This window comes from Microvirga sp. VF16, from assembly GCF_016864375.1.
GTDB lineage: Bacteria > Pseudomonadota > Alphaproteobacteria > Rhizobiales > Beijerinckiaceae > Microvirga.
Window position 1 is genome coordinate 316,022 of record NZ_CP069354.1, and the last position, 14,553, is coordinate 330,574.

General features: G+C 63.2%; 15 protein-coding genes. 5 read left to right on the forward strand and 10 right to left on the reverse strand.

The annotated features are described in order from the left end of the window. Nucleotides 1-74 precede the first annotated feature (74 nt). A complete protein-coding gene (locus JO965_RS01585; RefSeq protein ID WP_203441982.1) occupies nucleotides 75-860 on the forward strand; it encodes an SDR family NAD(P)-dependent oxidoreductase in 786 nt (261 codons plus the stop codon). Nucleotides 861-880: 20 nt separating this feature from the next. Here the strand turns inward: JO965_RS01585 and JO965_RS01590 are convergent, their stop codons facing one another. From JO965_RS01590 to JO965_RS01615, 6 genes are all read right to left on the reverse strand, one after another. Continuing rightward, nucleotides 881-1,183 carry a 4a-hydroxytetrahydrobiopterin dehydratase gene (locus JO965_RS01590; protein WP_203441983.1) on the reverse strand — a complete coding sequence of 101 codons (303 nt, stop codon included), beginning with the start codon at nucleotides 1,181-1,183 and terminating at the stop codon, nucleotides 881-883. A 66-nt stretch (nucleotides 1,184-1,249) separates the two neighbouring features. Next, nucleotides 1,250-2,266, reverse strand: a complete 1,017-nt coding sequence (locus JO965_RS01595; protein WP_203441984.1) for a YeiH family protein — start codon at nucleotides 2,264-2,266, stop codon at nucleotides 1,250-1,252. A gap of 126 nt (nucleotides 2,267-2,392) precedes the next feature. Further along, nucleotides 2,393-2,983, reverse strand: coding sequence for a histidine phosphatase family protein (locus tag JO965_RS01600; protein ID WP_203441985.1), 591 nt, complete (start codon nucleotides 2,981-2,983; stop codon nucleotides 2,393-2,395). A gap of 37 nt (nucleotides 2,984-3,020) precedes the next feature. After that, a complete protein-coding gene (gene thpR, locus JO965_RS01605) occupies nucleotides 3,021-3,557 on the reverse strand; it encodes an RNA 2',3'-cyclic phosphodiesterase (protein ID WP_203441986.1) in 537 nt (178 codons plus the stop codon). 307 nt (nucleotides 3,558-3,864) lie between these two features. Continuing rightward, entirely contained in the window at nucleotides 3,865-4,908 is a 1,044-nt protein-coding gene (locus tag JO965_RS01610; RefSeq protein WP_203441987.1) for an aldo/keto reductase, read from the reverse strand. 64 nt (nucleotides 4,909-4,972) lie between these two features. Beyond that, nucleotides 4,973-5,635: an arylesterase gene (locus JO965_RS01615; RefSeq protein ID WP_371826826.1), complete on the reverse strand. Its 663-nt coding sequence runs from the start codon at nucleotides 5,633-5,635 to the stop codon at nucleotides 4,973-4,975. A 71-nt stretch (nucleotides 5,636-5,706) separates the two neighbouring features. Here JO965_RS01615 and JO965_RS01620 point away from each other — a divergent pair, with 71 nt between their 5' ends. The 3 genes from JO965_RS01620 to JO965_RS01630 all read left to right on the forward strand — a co-directional run bounded on the left by JO965_RS01620 (nucleotide 5,707) and on the right by JO965_RS01630 (nucleotide 10,014). Beyond that, entirely contained in the window at nucleotides 5,707-6,399 is a 693-nt protein-coding gene (locus JO965_RS01620) for an ABC transporter ATP-binding protein (protein ID WP_203444019.1), read from the forward strand. Between the two features lie 10 nt (nucleotides 6,400-6,409). Then, nucleotides 6,410-9,001, forward strand: a complete 2,592-nt coding sequence (locus JO965_RS01625; protein WP_203441988.1) for an ABC transporter permease — start codon at nucleotides 6,410-6,412, stop codon at nucleotides 8,999-9,001. 230 nt (nucleotides 9,002-9,231) lie between these two features. Beyond that, nucleotides 9,232-10,014: a Bax inhibitor-1/YccA family protein gene (locus JO965_RS01630; RefSeq protein WP_203441989.1), complete on the forward strand. Its 783-nt coding sequence runs from the start codon at nucleotides 9,232-9,234 to the stop codon at nucleotides 10,012-10,014. A gap of 81 nt (nucleotides 10,015-10,095) precedes the next feature. Here JO965_RS01630 and JO965_RS01635 read toward each other — a convergent pair whose 3' ends face one another. After that, on the reverse strand, nucleotides 10,096-10,422 hold the full coding sequence (locus tag JO965_RS01635; RefSeq protein WP_203441990.1) for a GYD domain-containing protein: 327 nt from the start codon (nucleotides 10,420-10,422) through the stop codon (nucleotides 10,096-10,098). A 41-nt stretch (nucleotides 10,423-10,463) separates the two neighbouring features. Next, nucleotides 10,464-11,987 carry an MFS transporter gene (locus JO965_RS01640; RefSeq protein ID WP_246776708.1) on the reverse strand — a complete coding sequence of 508 codons (1,524 nt, stop codon included), beginning with the start codon at nucleotides 11,985-11,987 and terminating at the stop codon, nucleotides 10,464-10,466. Between the two features lie 114 nt (nucleotides 11,988-12,101). Between JO965_RS01640 and JO965_RS01645 the strand changes: the two genes are divergently transcribed. Next, entirely contained in the window at nucleotides 12,102-12,644 is a 543-nt protein-coding gene (locus tag JO965_RS01645; RefSeq protein WP_203441992.1) for a GNAT family N-acetyltransferase, read from the forward strand. Here the strand turns inward: JO965_RS01645 and JO965_RS01650 are convergent. Together JO965_RS01650 and JO965_RS01655 are read right to left on the reverse strand one after the other, a co-directional pair. Beyond that, on the reverse strand, nucleotides 12,641-13,021 hold the full coding sequence (locus JO965_RS01650) for a DUF2794 domain-containing protein (protein ID WP_203441993.1): 381 nt from the start codon (nucleotides 13,019-13,021) through the stop codon (nucleotides 12,641-12,643). The two genes, JO965_RS01645 and JO965_RS01650, sit on opposite strands and share 4 nt — an antisense overlap. A 497-nt stretch (nucleotides 13,022-13,518) precedes the next feature. After that, the gene (locus JO965_RS01655) at nucleotides 13,519-14,535 is read right to left on the reverse strand and encodes a zinc-binding alcohol dehydrogenase family protein (RefSeq protein ID WP_203441994.1); all 1,017 of its coding nucleotides are present in this window, start codon (nucleotides 14,533-14,535) and stop codon (nucleotides 13,519-13,521) included. Nucleotides 14,536-14,553: the final 18 nt, after the last annotated feature.

Sequence of the window (14,553 nt, forward strand, 5' to 3'; positions counted from 1 at the left end):
TGTTCCTTCCTTAAGGGGCGTTCCCGATGGGTCGAGGATAGCTTAAGACGACCATAGATAGTGGGAGAAAAGCGATGAAGCTCGACAAATTGATGGCAGCCATTGTCACAGGGGGAGCCTCGGGCCTCGGCGAGGCCACCGCGCGCATGCTTGCCGAAAACGGCGCGAAAGTCGCTATCCTCGATATGAACGCCGAGCGCGGCGAAGAGGTTGCCCGCGAGATCGGCGCCGTCTTCTGCAAGGCCGACGTGACGGACGAGGCGTCCATCGATTCGGCGCTGGCCGCCGCCCGCGCCGCGAATGGCATTGAGCGCATTCTCGTCAACTGCGCCGGCATCGCGCCGGGCAAGCGCACGGTCGCGAAGAAGCGCGAAACGGGCGAACTCATCCCCCATGATGTGGCAAGCTTCCGCCGTGCCGTCGAGATCAACCTGATCGGCACTTATGCCATGATTGCGAAATGCGCCACGGCCATGGCCGGCCTCGATCCGGTCACGCCAGACGGCGGGCGCGGTGTCATCGTCAACACCTCGTCGGTGGCGGCCCAGGACGGGCAGATCGGACAGGCGGCCTATGCCGCCTCAAAGGGCGGCGTTTTGGGTCTCACGCTGCCTGTCGCCCGCGATTTGTCCGGCTTCGGCATCCGCGTGATGACGATCATGCCGGGCCTGTTCCATACGCCCCTGTTCGAGGGCATTGCCGAGGATTACCGCAAGGCGCTGGAGGCCAACGTGCCGTTCCCCTCCCGCCTCGGCCGCCCGGAGGAATATGCGACCCTGGTGAAGGCGATCATCGAGAACGATATGCTCAACGGCGAAGGCATCCGCCTCGACGGCGCGCTGCGCATGCAGCCGAAATAGGCGCGGCGGTCGCTGAAGGCCTATCGCTTCAACAGTCCCACGGCCATCTGGTCCATGCGCTGCGCCAGCTCGATGTCGCGGCGCGTCAGGCCCTTGGCATCATGGGTGGACAGCGTCACCTCGACCTTGTTGTAGCCATTGCTCCAGTCGGGATGGTGGTTCATGGCCTCCGCCACGAGCGCGACGCGGGTCATCCAGCCGAAGGCCGCGTTGAAATCGTCGAAGACGAAGCGCTTATGAATGGCGTCGCGGCCTTCGACGAGCGCCCAGCCGTCGAGGGCGGGCAGGAGTTCGGCACGTTCGGATTCGGTCAGACGGGGCATAGGTGTGCTTCATCGTGAGGACAGGTTCGCCTTAGTGATGAAGCACAGAAGCGATGTTTCAAGGGCTTACGGAATGCCGAGAAGCCGGATGAGGCTTAAGCTGATCGCAATCAGCACCAGGAGCGAGAGCGTGACCGCAAGCGTCACCCGCCCACCGACATTCCTGAGCACCTTGAGATCGACGCCAAGCCCTAAAGCCGCCATGGAGATGATCGTGAAGAGCGTTGCGGTCGGCACGATCGCCCGCAAGACCGCATCGGGAATGACGCCGAGAGAGCGCAGCAGGGCGAGGCTCAAGAAGCCGACGATGAACCAGGGCACGAGCCGGTTCCAGGACAGACTCGGCTTCGCATCCGTCGTGCTGCGGCCCATTGCAAGCGACAGCGCGATGACCACCGGCCCGAGCATCAGCACGCGCACGAGCTTCACCAGGGTGCCGAGCTGCGTGCTGACGAGGCTCACTGGTACGGTTGCGGCCAGCACCTGCGGCACCGCATAGACGGTCAGTCCGGCAAGCACACCGTATTGGGTCATCGACAGGTCGAGGAGCGGTACCAGCAGGGGCAGGGTGAGGACGACGATCACGCCGAGGATCGCCGTGAACGCGATGGAGGAGGCGACATCCTCCGGCCTCGCGCCGATGACGGGCGCCACGGCGGCAATCGCCGAATTGCCGCAGATGGAATTGCCGCAGGCGACGAGCATCGCCATGCGCTTCGGCAGACCGAGCCAGCGGCCGAGCCCGTAGCTCGCCCCGATAGCAAGCGCCACCACGACGGCAATGCCGAGGATGAGTCCGACCCCCGCATCGAGCACGGCCTGAAAGCTGATCGAGGCGCCCAACAGCATCACGGCGATCTCGAGCAGAGTCTTGGCGGAAAAGCCGATGCCGGGGGCCCAGCGCTTATCCGGCGTCCAGAGAGTCCGCACGATGGTGCCAATGAGGATCGCGATGACGAGCGCCTCGAGCCAGGGCCGTCCGGTCCAATGCTCCTCCGCCCATTGCAGACCCATCGCCGCAATCGCAATTGCCGCGCACAAGCCGATGCCGGGCGCCAGTTGCGCGATGCGGTTGATATTCATGGAGGTCGTTTCAGTCCTGGGCGTCTTGAGGCAGGGGCTAGTCCCAAGGTGCAGAGGATGCAAGCCTGAAATTACCCCGCTGTCATTCCTAAGAATGACAGCGGGGTATTTCGCGTATCACTTAATTCAAGACGCAAATCCATCCTCGATGGAGCGCCAATCCTGCGTCAGTGTGAACGAGTCGCGGTCGATGACGATGAAGCAGCCGCCGCCGGGATGTTGCGGGCGGCTTTCCTGCCCGATCTCCACCTTCTGCAGATGCGCGGTCAGCAGGCACCCGACGGCGCCATGGGAGACGACAATGATGTCACCGGATGTCTCGTCCTCGCGCAGGATCCGGCGGATGGCGTTCACGATCCGCGTCTGTGCGTCGATGGCGCGTTCCCAGCCACGGATGCTCTCATGCGGGCGACCGAAGAATTCGCGCACCACGTCCCAGAATTCCGGCGGCGCGATGAAGCCCGTCGACGTGCGGTCGTTCTCGCCCAGATCCTCGTCGGTCTCATAGGACAGGCCGAGCGCTTCCGCCACGATGGCGGCCCCATCCATCGCCTTCTGCTCGGTGCTGGAATAAACGGCGGATACATCCCTGTCGCCGAGCATCGCTGCAAAGCGTTCCATGCGGGCGCGCCCGATGGCGTTCAAGGGCCATTCGGGGATGGGCTGGTTCGGGTCGATGACCACTTCGGGATGGGTGATGAAGATGAGCGAAGCCATGGACCTCGATGTAACAGTCCTTCAAAGGTGCGTCGAGTCAGCTCAAAGGATAGGCCGCTTCGACGATATAGGGCCCGCCGCCCACAGAATTCCGCGAGGAATACAGAACGAAGCGATCCGCCGTGAAAGTCAGTTTCGGGAAATGGCCGCGGACCGCGATGTAGTCCGCCACATCGATGGGTGAGACATTGCGCAGCCGCGCCAGTGTTATATGCGGCGTGAACTTGCGCGTCTCCGGAGACAGGCCAACCTGGCGCAGGAGACGTTCCTGTTCCGCCTGGAGTTCGTTCAACTCGCCGTTGCCGGAGGTGCGAGCGAAGACGGCACGGGGCTTCCCGCCGCCGAACGTGTCCAGTCCATCGATGGTGACGGTGAGCGGGGCGCGTTGACGCCTCTCGCCGAGAATCGAAGTGACATCATCCGCCATGCGATCGTCGATATCGCCGATGAAGCGCAGGGTGAGGTGATAGTTTTCGGGGTCGATCCAGCGCGCCCCAGGCAAGCCGCCGCGAAACTGCGACAGGGCCAGCGCGATCTCGGGCGGGATCTCGATGCCGGTGAACAGGCGTGGCATGCACCACCTCCCGAGGCTTGCTGACAATGCGTCAGACGATTGGTGGCCGGGTTTGTTCCAGATCGTAAAACGTCATCCCGGACGAGCGAAGCGAAGATCCGGGATCGCTCTAAGAATCTGGCAATGGAACCTCGACTGTCATCCCCGCGAAGGCGGGGATCCATAAACACCGTTCTGCCAGAATAAAGCGCCGTCAGCGGTTATGGATTCCGGGCTCCGCTGCGCGGCCCCGGAATGACAGTGTTTTATTCGTTTAACGTTCCCGGATCGACTGACGCCGTCCGGGATGACGCATTTCGTTACGCGCTTATGGGCACGGATTGCAGTGCTCGACATGGATGGCGTCGATGCGCTTTTCCAGCTCCGGCGTGATCGTCACGTCGATGGAGGCGATGTCCGTCTTCAGCTGCTCCATCGAGGTCGCGCCGATGATGTTCGACGTGAGGAAGGGGCGGGAATTGACGAAGGCGAGCGCCATCTGGGCCGGGTCGAGGCCGAATTCCCTGGCGAGCGCGATGTACTTGCGGATCGCTGCCTCGGCGGTCGGGTTCTCGTAGCGCTGGCCGCGGCCGAACAGGGTGGTACGCGTGCCCGGCGGACGAGCCCCGTCGAGATACTTGCCGGTGAGATAGCCCTGACCGAGTGGCGAATAGGCGAGGAGGCTGACATTTTCCTGCATCGTCACCTCGGCCAGCGCCACCTCGTAGGTACGGTTGAGGAGGTTGTAGGCGTTCTGCACCGACTGTACCCGGGCTTGGCCCTTGGCATCCGCATGCTTGAGGAAGCTCATGGTGCCCCAGGCGCTCTCGTTGGAGAGCCCGAAATGGCGGATCTTTCCGGCCTTCACCAGGTCCGTCATGATCTCGACGGTCTCGGCGATCGGGTGGGATTCGCCCTCCTGATGGCGGAAGATCGTCGGGTTTGAGCCCCAGGGCATGGGGCGGTCGGGCCAGTGGATCTGGTAGAGATCGATATAGTCGGTCCCAAGCCGCTTGAGGCTCTTGTTCACCGCCTCCTCGACCTGTGCGCGGGAAAGCTCGCCCTTGGAGCCATTGTCGCGGAACCAGGTATTGTCGGTGCGGCCGACCACCTTGGTGGCGAGAATCACCTTATCGCGCGTGCCCCGGGCCTTGAACCAGGAGCCGATGATCCGCTCGGTCGAGCCTTGGGTCTCAGGCCGGGGCGGAATCGAGTAGAGTTCGGCCGTGTCGAAGAAATTGATACCCTGGTCGAGGGCATAATCCATCTGCGCGTGGCCATCGGCCTCATTGTTCTGCTGGCCCCAGGTCATGGTGCCGAGACAGATGAGGCTGACGTTGAGGTCTGTGCGGCCGAGGCGGCGATATTCCATAAGTCTGGCTCCTCGCGGGGACATGATCCGCCGCGTTCAGGCGAGAATGAGGCGCTGAAGCGATTCAGCGCTGAGAAAGGCGGGCGAGAAAGGTCTCGACGCTGGGCAGGATGCGTTCGACGATGGTCTCGACGCCCTTGCCCGTCGGGTGCATCCCGTCGGGCAGGTTGAGGGCGCGGTCGCCGGCGACTCCATCCAGGAAGAAGGGATAGAGCACAAGGTCGTGCTTCTTCGCAATGTCCGGATAGATGGCATCGAATTTCTGCACGTATTCCGGCCCGAGATTGCGCGAGGCATACATGCCCGCGAGCATCACCGGGATGTTGCGGCTTTTCAGGCGCTCGACGATGGCCTCCAGGTTCTTGCGGGTCCCGGCGGGGTCGAGGCCGCGCAGCATGTCGTTGGCGCCGAGTTCCAGGATCACCCCATCGGTGCCGTCCGAAACCGACCAGTCGAGCCGGTCGAGGCCGCCCGAGGAGGTGTCGCCGGACACGCCCGCATTGGCGACTTCCACGTTGTAACCCTTGGCTTTCAGCGCCTTCTCCAGCACAACCGGGAAGGCCGCCTCCTGCGGCAGGTTGTAGCCGGCGCTCAGGCTGTCGCCAAGCGCCACGAGGCGGATTGGCTTGGTTTGGGCCTGAGCTGCGGGGAGGGCGACGACCATGGCGGCAAGGGCCGCCGCACACGCAAAAATGATCGTCATGAATGGGCCGGATTGGCGCTTCATCGATAGGCTTCCCATCTAGGCAGAACTAAACAGACGTCTTGGATCGTTTCCAACAGATCGGGTGAATGGGTATGCAGGACAAGGCCATCGCGCTGCATGATGTCGATTTGAGCCTCGGGCGCGGGGCCGCGCGGGTGCATATTCTCAAGGGAATTTCGCTTGAAGTCGACAAGGGCGAGGCGGTGGGCCTGATCGGTCCTTCGGGCTCGGGCAAGTCGACCCTGCTCATGACCATGGCCGGGCTCGAGCGCCCCGATTCCGGAAAAGTCATCGTCGACGGCACCGATCTGTCGGGCCTCGACGAGGATGCGCTCGCCCGTTTTCGCGGCCGGCGGATCGGCATCGTGTTCCAGTCCTTTCACCTCGTTCCCACCATGACGGCGCTGGAGAACGTGGCGCTGCCCCTGGAACTTGCCGGCGAAAATGAGGCCTTCGAGCGCGCCGAGGCCGAGCTCCAGGCGGTGGGCCTCGGCCATCGCCTTCATCACTATCCGGCGCAGCTCTCGGGCGGCGAGCAGCAGCGCGTGGCCATTGCCCGTGCCATCGTGCCCAATCCGGCCATCCTCGTGGCGGACGAGCCCACCGGCAATCTCGACGAGAATACCGGCGGGTCCATCATCGACCTGCTCTTTGCCCTGAAACGTGACCGGGGCGCGACTCTCGTCCTCGTGACCCACGACCTCAATCTCGCCCGCCTCTGCGACCGCATGGTGCGCCTGCGCTCGGGGCAGGTGGAGGCCGGCGCGGCCTCGGCCGTGGCGTGAGGGTCCAGTCATGCACGGCTCCCTTCCCGCCACGCCGCAAAAGCGGCCCGTCGTCTCGGCCTCCCGGATGCCCCTCCTGCTGCGCCTGGCCTTCCGCGAATTGCGCGGGGGTCTCACAGGCTTCGGCATCTTTCTCGCTTGCATCGCGCTCGGCGTTGCGGCCATCGCCAGCGTCTCGTCCCTGTCCCGCTCCCTGACGGAAGGCATCTCCCGCGAAGGCCGTCGGATCCTCGGCGGCGACATGGCCTTCTCGCTGCTCCAGCGGGAGGCGGGGACACCCGAGTGGGCGTTCCTCGAATCGAAAGGCCGGGTCAATGTGATTGCCACCATGCGGGCCATGGCGGTGGCCGGCGAGAAGGGCTCGGGGCTCGTCGAGATGAAGGCTGTCGACGGGGGCTATCCCAATGTCGGCCTGCTCGAAACCGATCCGCAGATGTCTCCCGCCGAGGTGTTCGCCGAGAAGAACGGCGCCTTCGGAGCCGCCGTCGATCCGGCCCTTCTTGCGCGCCTCGATCTGAAAGTGGGCGACCGGGTGACGGTCGGCGCGGCGAATGTGGAATTGCGGGCGAGCCTCGTGTCCGAGCCCGACAAGATCGCTGACGGCATCGGCTTCGGGCCGCGCCTCCTGCTCTCGCAGGAGGCATTGAAGGCGACCGGCCTCGTCCAGCCCGGAAGCCTCGTGCGCTGGACGTACCGGCTCACCCTGCCGCCCAACATGTCCACGGAAGAAGGCCTGACGCAGATCGAGGCGGAGGCGAACCGCGTGCTGCCGGAGGCGGGCTGGAATATCCGCACCCGCCTCAACGCCGATCCGCGCTTTGCCCGCAACATCGAGCGCTTCACTCAGTTCCTGACCCTTGTAGGCCTCACGGCGCTGCTTGTCGGCGGCGTCGGCGTCGCCAATGCGGTGCGCGGTTTCGTCGACCGCAAGCGCGCCTCGATTGCCACCTTGAAAAGCCTCGGCGCGCCGGGTGGGCAGGTGGTGATGCTGTATCTGATGCAGGTGATGCTGATTGCTCTGGTCGGCATCGGCATCGGCCTCGCCTTCGGGGCCGTGCTCCCCTTCGTGATCACCGGGCTCTTCGGCCACCTCCTGCCGATCCCGATCCAGCCGACTTTGGCCTGGAGCGAACTCGGGATCGCGCTGCTCTACGGCATCCTCACGGCCCTGGTCTTCGCGCTGGCTCCCTTAGGGAGAGCGCATGACGTGCCGGTTTCCGGTCTCTTCCGGGACCAGGTCGATCCGGAGCGGCGCTGGCCGCGCAAGCGCTATGTGACGGCGCTTGTGCTGTCGGTTGCGGCCCTCGTGGGGCTGTCGCTGCTCGCGGCCTATGACCGGCGCATCGCCCTGATGTTCGTCGGCGCCGCTGCCGGCTCCTTCATCCTGCTGCGTCTCGTGGCTCTCGGCATCATGGCGCTTGCCGGCCGTCTGCCGCGTCCTCGCCGGACGGCACCGCGGCTGGCGCTGGCCAATATCCACCGCCCCGGCGCGCTCACGCCGTCGCTGGTTCTCTCGCTGGGCCTCGGCATTACACTCCTCGTGACGCTTGCGCTCATCGATACCAACCTGACCCGCCAGCTGACGCAGAGCCTGCCGGAGAAGGCGCCGAGCTTCTTCTTCCTCGACATCCCGAACCAGCAGGCGGATTCCTTCGAGGGCTTCCTGAAAGCCCAAGCCTCCGACGCCCATATCGAGCGCGTGCCGATGATGCGCGGGCGGCTCGTGAGCCTCGGCGGGCGCCCCGTGGGCGAGATCAAGGCTGCCGAGGACGTGGCCTGGGTGCTCTCGGGCGATCGCGGCATCACCTATGCCAAGGTGCCGCCGGAGGGCTCGAAGATCGTGCAGGGCGAGTGGTGGCCGCACGATTATCGGGGCAAGCCGCTGGTCTCCTTCGATCATAAGATCGCCGAGGGCTTAGGGTTGAAGATCGGCGACGAGATCACCGTCAATGTGCTCGGGCGCAACATCAGTGCCACCATCGCCAATTTGCGCGAGGTGGAATGGCGCACCATGGGCATCAACTTCGTCATGGTATTCTCGCCCAATGCCTTTGCCGGTGCGCCGCATACGCATCTGGCCACCGTCACCTTCCCCAACGGTTCCAATGCGGTCCTTGATGCGAGGATCCTGCGAAGCGCGGCCCAGACCTATCCGATGGTCACGAGCGTGCGGGTCAAGGATGCCTTGGAGGCGGTGAACGACGTGGTCTCTCAGCTCGTCATGGCCATTCGCGGCGCAAGCTCCATCGCGCTGATCGCAAGCCTTCTGGTTCTGGCCGGCGCGCTCGCGGCCGGCCATCGGGCGCGCCTCTACGATGCGGTGGTGCTGAAGACCCTGGGCGCCACGCGGACCAAGCTGATTTCGGCCTATGCGCTGGAATATGGATTGCTGGGCCTTGCCACGGCCGTGTTCGGCCTGCTGGCCGGCACCGTCGCGTCCTACTTCATCATTACCCGCGTGATGAACCTAAGCTTTACCTTAGACTTGTCGGGCGCGGTCTTGGCCTCCGCGCTCGCCGTTCTCGTGAGTGTCGGATTAGGTCTGATGGGAACTTGGCGGATCTTAAGTCAAAAGCCGGCGTCATACTTAAGAAACCTTTAACGCCGGGCTTGAGCCCGACTGTTATAGTGGATCGTGAAAGGCAGAATGAGAGGCAGAAACCTTTCTGCTTTTCATTCTTCTTTTTCACGAAAGTTTGAAGCTTGGCCCTCCCTCTTGCGGAAAGAAGCCAGCCCTCTCATATTTCAGGTGCTGCCGAAAACTGCGGCGGCCGAGGGCTGACTTTCCAGCCTTTCGAGGGAACACACGGGACACCGCGAGAAAGGACTCCGATGCAACCGTATGAGCAAAACCAAAACGCCTATGGCACCGGCTTTGCCCGGACGGAGGCACAGGTCGACCAGGGCCTGCGTACCTTCATGCTCGGCGTCTACAACAACATGGTCCTGGGCCTTGCCATCTCGGCCCTGGTCGCACTCGGCGTGAACATGCTGGCCACGACGAGCGATCCGGCTGCTGCCGTCGCCCGTATCGGCAGCATCGGACTGACCCAGTTCGGCGTGACCCTCTACACCACGCCGCTGATGTGGATTGTGGCGCTGGCGCCTCTGGCTTTCATTTTCTTCTTCTCGTTCCGCATGGACCGGATGTCGGCGGCAGCGGCCCGCAGCACCTTCTTCGCCTTCGCGGCGGTGATGGGTGCTTCGCTCTCGACGCTTCTCATCCGCTACACCGGTGCGAGCGTCGTGCAGGTGTTCTTCATCACGGCCGCGGCCTTCGGCTCGCTGTCGCTGTGGGGTTACACCACGAACCGCAGCCTGTCGGGCATGGGCTCGTTCCTGATCATGGGTCTCGTCGGCCTGATCCTGGCCTCGATCGTGAACATCTTCGTCGCGTCGAGCGCCCTGCAGTTCGGCATTTCCGTGATCGGCGTTCTGATCTTCGCAGGCCTGACGGCTTACGATACGCAGAAGCTGAAGGAGATGTACCTCTACGGCAACTTCGACTCCGAGACAGCTGCCAAGGCCTCCGTCTTCGGCGCCCTGACGCTCTACCTGGACTTCATCAACATGTTCCAGTTCCTCCTCGCTCTCGTGGGCAACCGCAACGAGTAAGGACGAGCGGATCGAACGATCGCAAAGCCCCGGCCGAAAAGCCGGGGCTTTTCTTTTGGCGAGCATACGCTTGAAACGTCTCTACGCTCCCGGCGGGCGATACTTGACCGACTTCGCCTTTCCGAGTGCTGTCATCAGTTCCTCGACGCTGATGAGGACGGTTGTCTCGCACGAGCGAAGCGCGCCTCCCGCGCCGATGGCAAGCACGACAGCTGCCATCGATACATTGTCCGGTGCCTCCCATAAATTCCAGCCATCGTGTTCGCCGAAGGCGTACCAGAATCCGTGCAGCTTTCCGCCGACCGACTCGATGTACGAACTCGCCGCCGCACGTCGATCCTCGGGGTTTTCGATCAGGCGCGCCCAGGTCTCGGGCGTGTAGCTGAAGCGCGTGAGATACAAGGCCATGGCTCACCTCATCCGTCAGAGTTTGGCCCCAGCGAATGTAGTTAACGCTCGATTCGGGAGAGCGGCGAGTCATTTGCACAGCGATAGCCGAAATAGGCGCTCGCAACGGCCGCAGCGGCGCAGATCAGCGCCACCAGCCCGAACCCGCCGATCATGGCCGTGGCATAGATTTCCCTTAAACTGTCGGAGGGTGGGGCCGACATCGGCGGCGCGGTGCCGAAGGTCGCCTGTGCGAAGAGACCCGCCATCTCCGGGCTGGCCCAGGCGGCGGCGTGCTGGAAACCAAAGGTAGCGGTGACGCCGAGACCGGCCACTGCGATCAGCCCCGCGACGCGGGAGATTGCATTGTTGATCCCGGAAGCTACGCCGATGCGCTCGTCGGGAGCGGCATTCATCACTGTCGTCGATAGCGGCGCGACCGTAATCCCCATGCCGAGGCCCATGACAATCATAACCGGCACGATCGCGAGCCAATAGCCGCCGTGAAGGACGGCGGGAGCCATAAGTGCGAAGCCTAAGCCCGTGATGAGGGGGCCTACCGTCAGGAGCATGCGGGTGCCGAACCGGTCGGCCATCACGCCGCCGAGCCGGGAGAGCACGGCCATCACGAGCGTGAAGGGCAGGAATACCGAGCCCGCCTTGGCGGCCGAATAGCCATGAGCCTCGATCAGGGCTGTCGGCAGGAAGAACAAAGCGCCACTCAGCGCAAAATAGAGCAGCAGGGTCAGTGCATTGACGTTGGCGAAAGCGGGTACGCGAAACAGGTCGAGCGGCATCATCGGCGCAGCGCAGCGCTTCTCGTGCAGCACGAAGAGGCCAAGAACGATCGCACTGGCGAGAGTCAGCAGGATCGCGATGCTCCGCTGACTATCCCGTTCGCCAAGCGCCGTCAGCCCGTAGGCGAGGAGACCAAGCCCCACGACAGCCAGAACGCCGCCCAGCCAGTCCATGGCGGCCTGTCGTGTCACCAGGCTTTCCGGCACGTGCCTCCAGCACAGCCAGAGCGCCAGCGCAGCAATGGGGACATTGATCCAGAAAATCGCCTGCCAGGGCCCGATATCAATGAGCCAGCCGCCCAGGATCGGCCCGAGCGCGGCGGCGATAGCGGAGGCGGCCGCCCAGGTGCCGATGGCCTTGCCCCGTGCCTCCTTTGGGAAATGGGCGCTGATCAGGGCGAGCGATCCCGGCACCAGCAGGGCGCCGCCGATGCCCTGAAAGGCCCGGGCCGCGATCAGCATCCCGGCCGATCCGGACAGACCACACCACAGGGAGGTGAGGCCGAAGCAGGCAATGCCGATCATGAAGACCCGTCTCAAGCCATAGGCATCGCCGGCCGCGCCACCGAGCAGCAGGAAGGCGGACAGGGTCAGCGCATAGGCATTGGTGATCCATTGCATCTCGGCGAGCGACGCCTGCAGGCTCTCGCGCATCTGCGGGATCGCGACGGTGACGATGGCGCCATCGGCAAAAACCATGCTGGAAGCCAGGATTGCGGTCCAGACCACATAGGTCTGTGTCCCGGAGGCAGTGGAGGGCTGCGTCTTGCTTGGCCCGAACTCGTTCACGCGCAAGCCTTTCCTGTAATGCCTCATATTAAGGCAAAAGGGAGATGAAAAGACAGTCTTCCCAATGCCGGAATGCTATTCCTTCCCGGCCCAAAAGTGCTTTAGAGAATCCCCATGAGCATTCTCGTCCGCGCCTCTTCAGAAAACGATCTCGATGCCATCACCGCGATCTACGCCCATGCGGTGACGCATGGCACGGCTTCCTTCGAGCTCGATCCGCCGTCGAAAGCCGAGATGGTGCGCCGGCGGACCGCCATTCTGGAAGGCGGTTATCCCTATCTCGTGGCGGAGAAGGATGGCGCAGTTCTGGGTTACGCCTATGCGGGGGCCTACCGCACCCGGCCGGCCTATCGTTCGACGGTGGAGGATTCGATCTATGTCGCGCCCTCCGCACAGGGGCAGGGCGTGGGTCGTCTGTTGCTCGCCGCTCTGATCGAGGAATGTGAAATACGGGATTTCAGGCTCATGGTGGCCGTCATAGGCGACGAGGAATCGAAGGGCTCCATCGGCCTGCATCGGAGCATGGGGTTCGAGCCCGTCGGCATCCTGAAAGGCATCGGGTATAAGCACGGGCGCTGGCTTTCCACCGTGCTGATGCAGCGGGCCCTTGGACGCGGCATGCAGGAGCCTCCCACGCGTCCAATGCCTATCGGTTAAGCCGACACAACCTTCGGTTTGTCGAGGACGCGCAGCACGCGTGCGAGTTCATGTCCGCGTTTGAGGATCAGGCCCGTCGAGACGATGACCGAATAAGCACCCTGCTTCTTGGCGAGCTTCGGATCCTTCTCGATCCGGTAGAGGGGTATTTCCGACGTGCGCCGGAAGATGGAGAAAACGGCCTTTTCGGGCATGAAGTCGATCGCGTAATCGCGCCATTCGCCGGCGGCTACCATGCGGCCGTAGAGATTGAGAATGGCCTGCAACTCGACACGGTCGAAGGACACCTGTTTCGGCGCGGCGGGAAAAGGAACGATGTGGGCCGAACCCTGCATCGAGCCGCCGCGCAGCGGCTCTGCGATGTCACCTTCGCTCATGACGCCTCCCATGACTGGTCAACATATGCTGATGATGGGCTTCGGCGGCTAAGGGATCAACCCATCATGACACAATGAATCACCGGTTCTTTAGCGCATTGTGCGGAAAAGTGGATCCGGTTTTCCGCAAAGACAATGCGCCAATGTAAAGCGTGAGCATCGGATCGATCCCAAAAGTGCATTCCACTTTTGGGTCCGCTGCTCGTGCAAATCATATTCCTGCCTCATTCGCGCCGTGATGGAGCCGCACTGAATGCTGTTAATGCTTAAGTTGCCTCGACGGCCCGGCTCATTGAACGGCTTGGACACGTCAGCCCCCCAGCCCTCTGAGTCGCTTGAGGAGCCGGGCCACCCAGTCGAGACACAGGGCTGCCTTCCAAGGCAGCCTTTTCCTTTGTTTAAAGGGCTTTGCGATGGTCCAGATCGCAAAGCCCTTCTTTTTATCTCGGTTAGCATTCTCTTAACGGGAGCCGGAAATTGGCTCGCGTGAGACAGATCTAAAATCCCGACAACACGAGCTTGCCCCGCGTGCGGTTGCTCTCGATGAGAGCGTGCGCGCGCTTGAGATTGGCGGCGTTGATCGGCCCGATCACCTCGGCCAATGTCGTCCTGATCGTGCCTGCATCCACAAGACGCGAGGCCTCGCTCAGGATCTCGTGCTGCCGCTCCATGTCGGCGGTCTGGAAAGTGGAGCGCGTGAACATGGATTCCCAATGAATCGAGACGCTCTTGCCTTTCAAGAGGCTGATGTCGAGCGGCGTCTTCGGATCATCAATCAGGGCGAAACGGCCTTGCGGCGCAATGGTTTTGGCGATTTCGGCAAAATGCGTGTCCGTATGGGTAATCGAAAACACGAAGGCCGGCGCGCCGAGCCCTAAGACCTCAACCTGTGCGGCGAGAGGCTTGCTGTGATCGATCACGTGATGGGCGCCGAGTTCCTTGACCCACGCCTGCGTGTCAGGTCGCGAAGCGGTGGCGATCACGGTCAGATCGGTGAGCCGACGCGCGAGCTGGATCGCGACGGAGCCGACGCCGCCGGCGCCACCCACGATCAGGATGGCATTGGCCACGCCCTTCACCGGACGCTTGACCTCCAGCCGGTCGAACAGGGTTTCCCAGGCGGTGAGCGTGGTCAGCGGAAGGGCGGCTGCCTCCTCGAAGCCGATGGATTTCGGCTTCGAGCCCACCAGACGCTCGTCGACCGCATGGAACTCCGCATTGGTGCCTTGCCGCGTGATGGCGCCGGCATAGAACACCTCGTCGCCTTCCTTGAACAGGGTGACATCCTTGCCCACGCCTCTGACGATCCCAGCCGCATCGAAACCCAGAACCTTCCAGCTGCCGGGCTCTGCTTGAGCCCGCATGCGGACTTTCGTGTCGACCGGGTTGAGGGAGACCGCTTTGATCTCGACGAGCAGGTCGCGCGGTCCGGGCTCGGGGCGCGGCAGGTCGACATCGACGAGAGAAGCGTCCTGATCGATGGGAAGGGATTGCTGGTATCCGACGGCGCGCATGATTTGTCTCCTGTTGAC

What these genes read in the sequence shown, in the direction of transcription:
- JO965_RS01585 (WP_203441982.1), top strand. Translation starts at nt 75, where the DNA reads ATGAAGCTCGACAAATTGATGGCAGCCATTGTCACAGGGGGAGCCTCG.
- JO965_RS01590 (WP_203441983.1), bottom strand. Translation starts at nt 1,183, where the DNA reads ATGCCCCGTCTGACCGAATCCGAACGTGCCGAACTCCTGCCCGCCCTC.
- JO965_RS01595 (WP_203441984.1), bottom strand. Translation starts at nt 2,266, where the DNA reads ATGAATATCAACCGCATCGCGCAACTGGCGCCCGGCATCGGCTTGTGC.
- JO965_RS01600 (WP_203441985.1), bottom strand. Translation starts at nt 2,983, where the DNA reads ATGGCTTCGCTCATCTTCATCACCCATCCCGAAGTGGTCATCGACCCG.
- thpR (WP_203441986.1), bottom strand. Translation starts at nt 3,557, where the DNA reads ATGCCACGCCTGTTCACCGGCATCGAGATCCCGCCCGAGATCGCGCTG.
- JO965_RS01610 (WP_203441987.1), bottom strand. Translation starts at nt 4,908, where the DNA reads ATGGAATATCGCCGCCTCGGCCGCACAGACCTCAACGTCAGCCTCATC.
- JO965_RS01615 (WP_371826826.1), bottom strand. Translation starts at nt 5,635, where the DNA reads ATGAAGCGCCAATCCGGCCCATTCATGACGATCATTTTTGCGTGTGCG.
- JO965_RS01620 (WP_203444019.1), top strand. Translation starts at nt 5,707, where the DNA reads ATGCAGGACAAGGCCATCGCGCTGCATGATGTCGATTTGAGCCTCGGG.
- JO965_RS01625 (WP_203441988.1), top strand. Translation starts at nt 6,410, where the DNA reads ATGCACGGCTCCCTTCCCGCCACGCCGCAAAAGCGGCCCGTCGTCTCG.
- JO965_RS01630 (WP_203441989.1), top strand. Translation starts at nt 9,232, where the DNA reads ATGCAACCGTATGAGCAAAACCAAAACGCCTATGGCACCGGCTTTGCC.
- JO965_RS01635 (WP_203441990.1), bottom strand. Translation starts at nt 10,422, where the DNA reads ATGGCCTTGTATCTCACGCGCTTCAGCTACACGCCCGAGACCTGGGCG.
- JO965_RS01645 (WP_203441992.1), top strand. Translation starts at nt 12,102, where the DNA reads ATGAGCATTCTCGTCCGCGCCTCTTCAGAAAACGATCTCGATGCCATC.
- JO965_RS01650 (WP_203441993.1), bottom strand. Translation starts at nt 13,021, where the DNA reads ATGAGCGAAGGTGACATCGCAGAGCCGCTGCGCGGCGGCTCGATGCAG.
- JO965_RS01655 (WP_203441994.1), bottom strand. Translation starts at nt 14,535, where the DNA reads ATGCGCGCCGTCGGATACCAGCAATCCCTTCCCATCGATCAGGACGCT.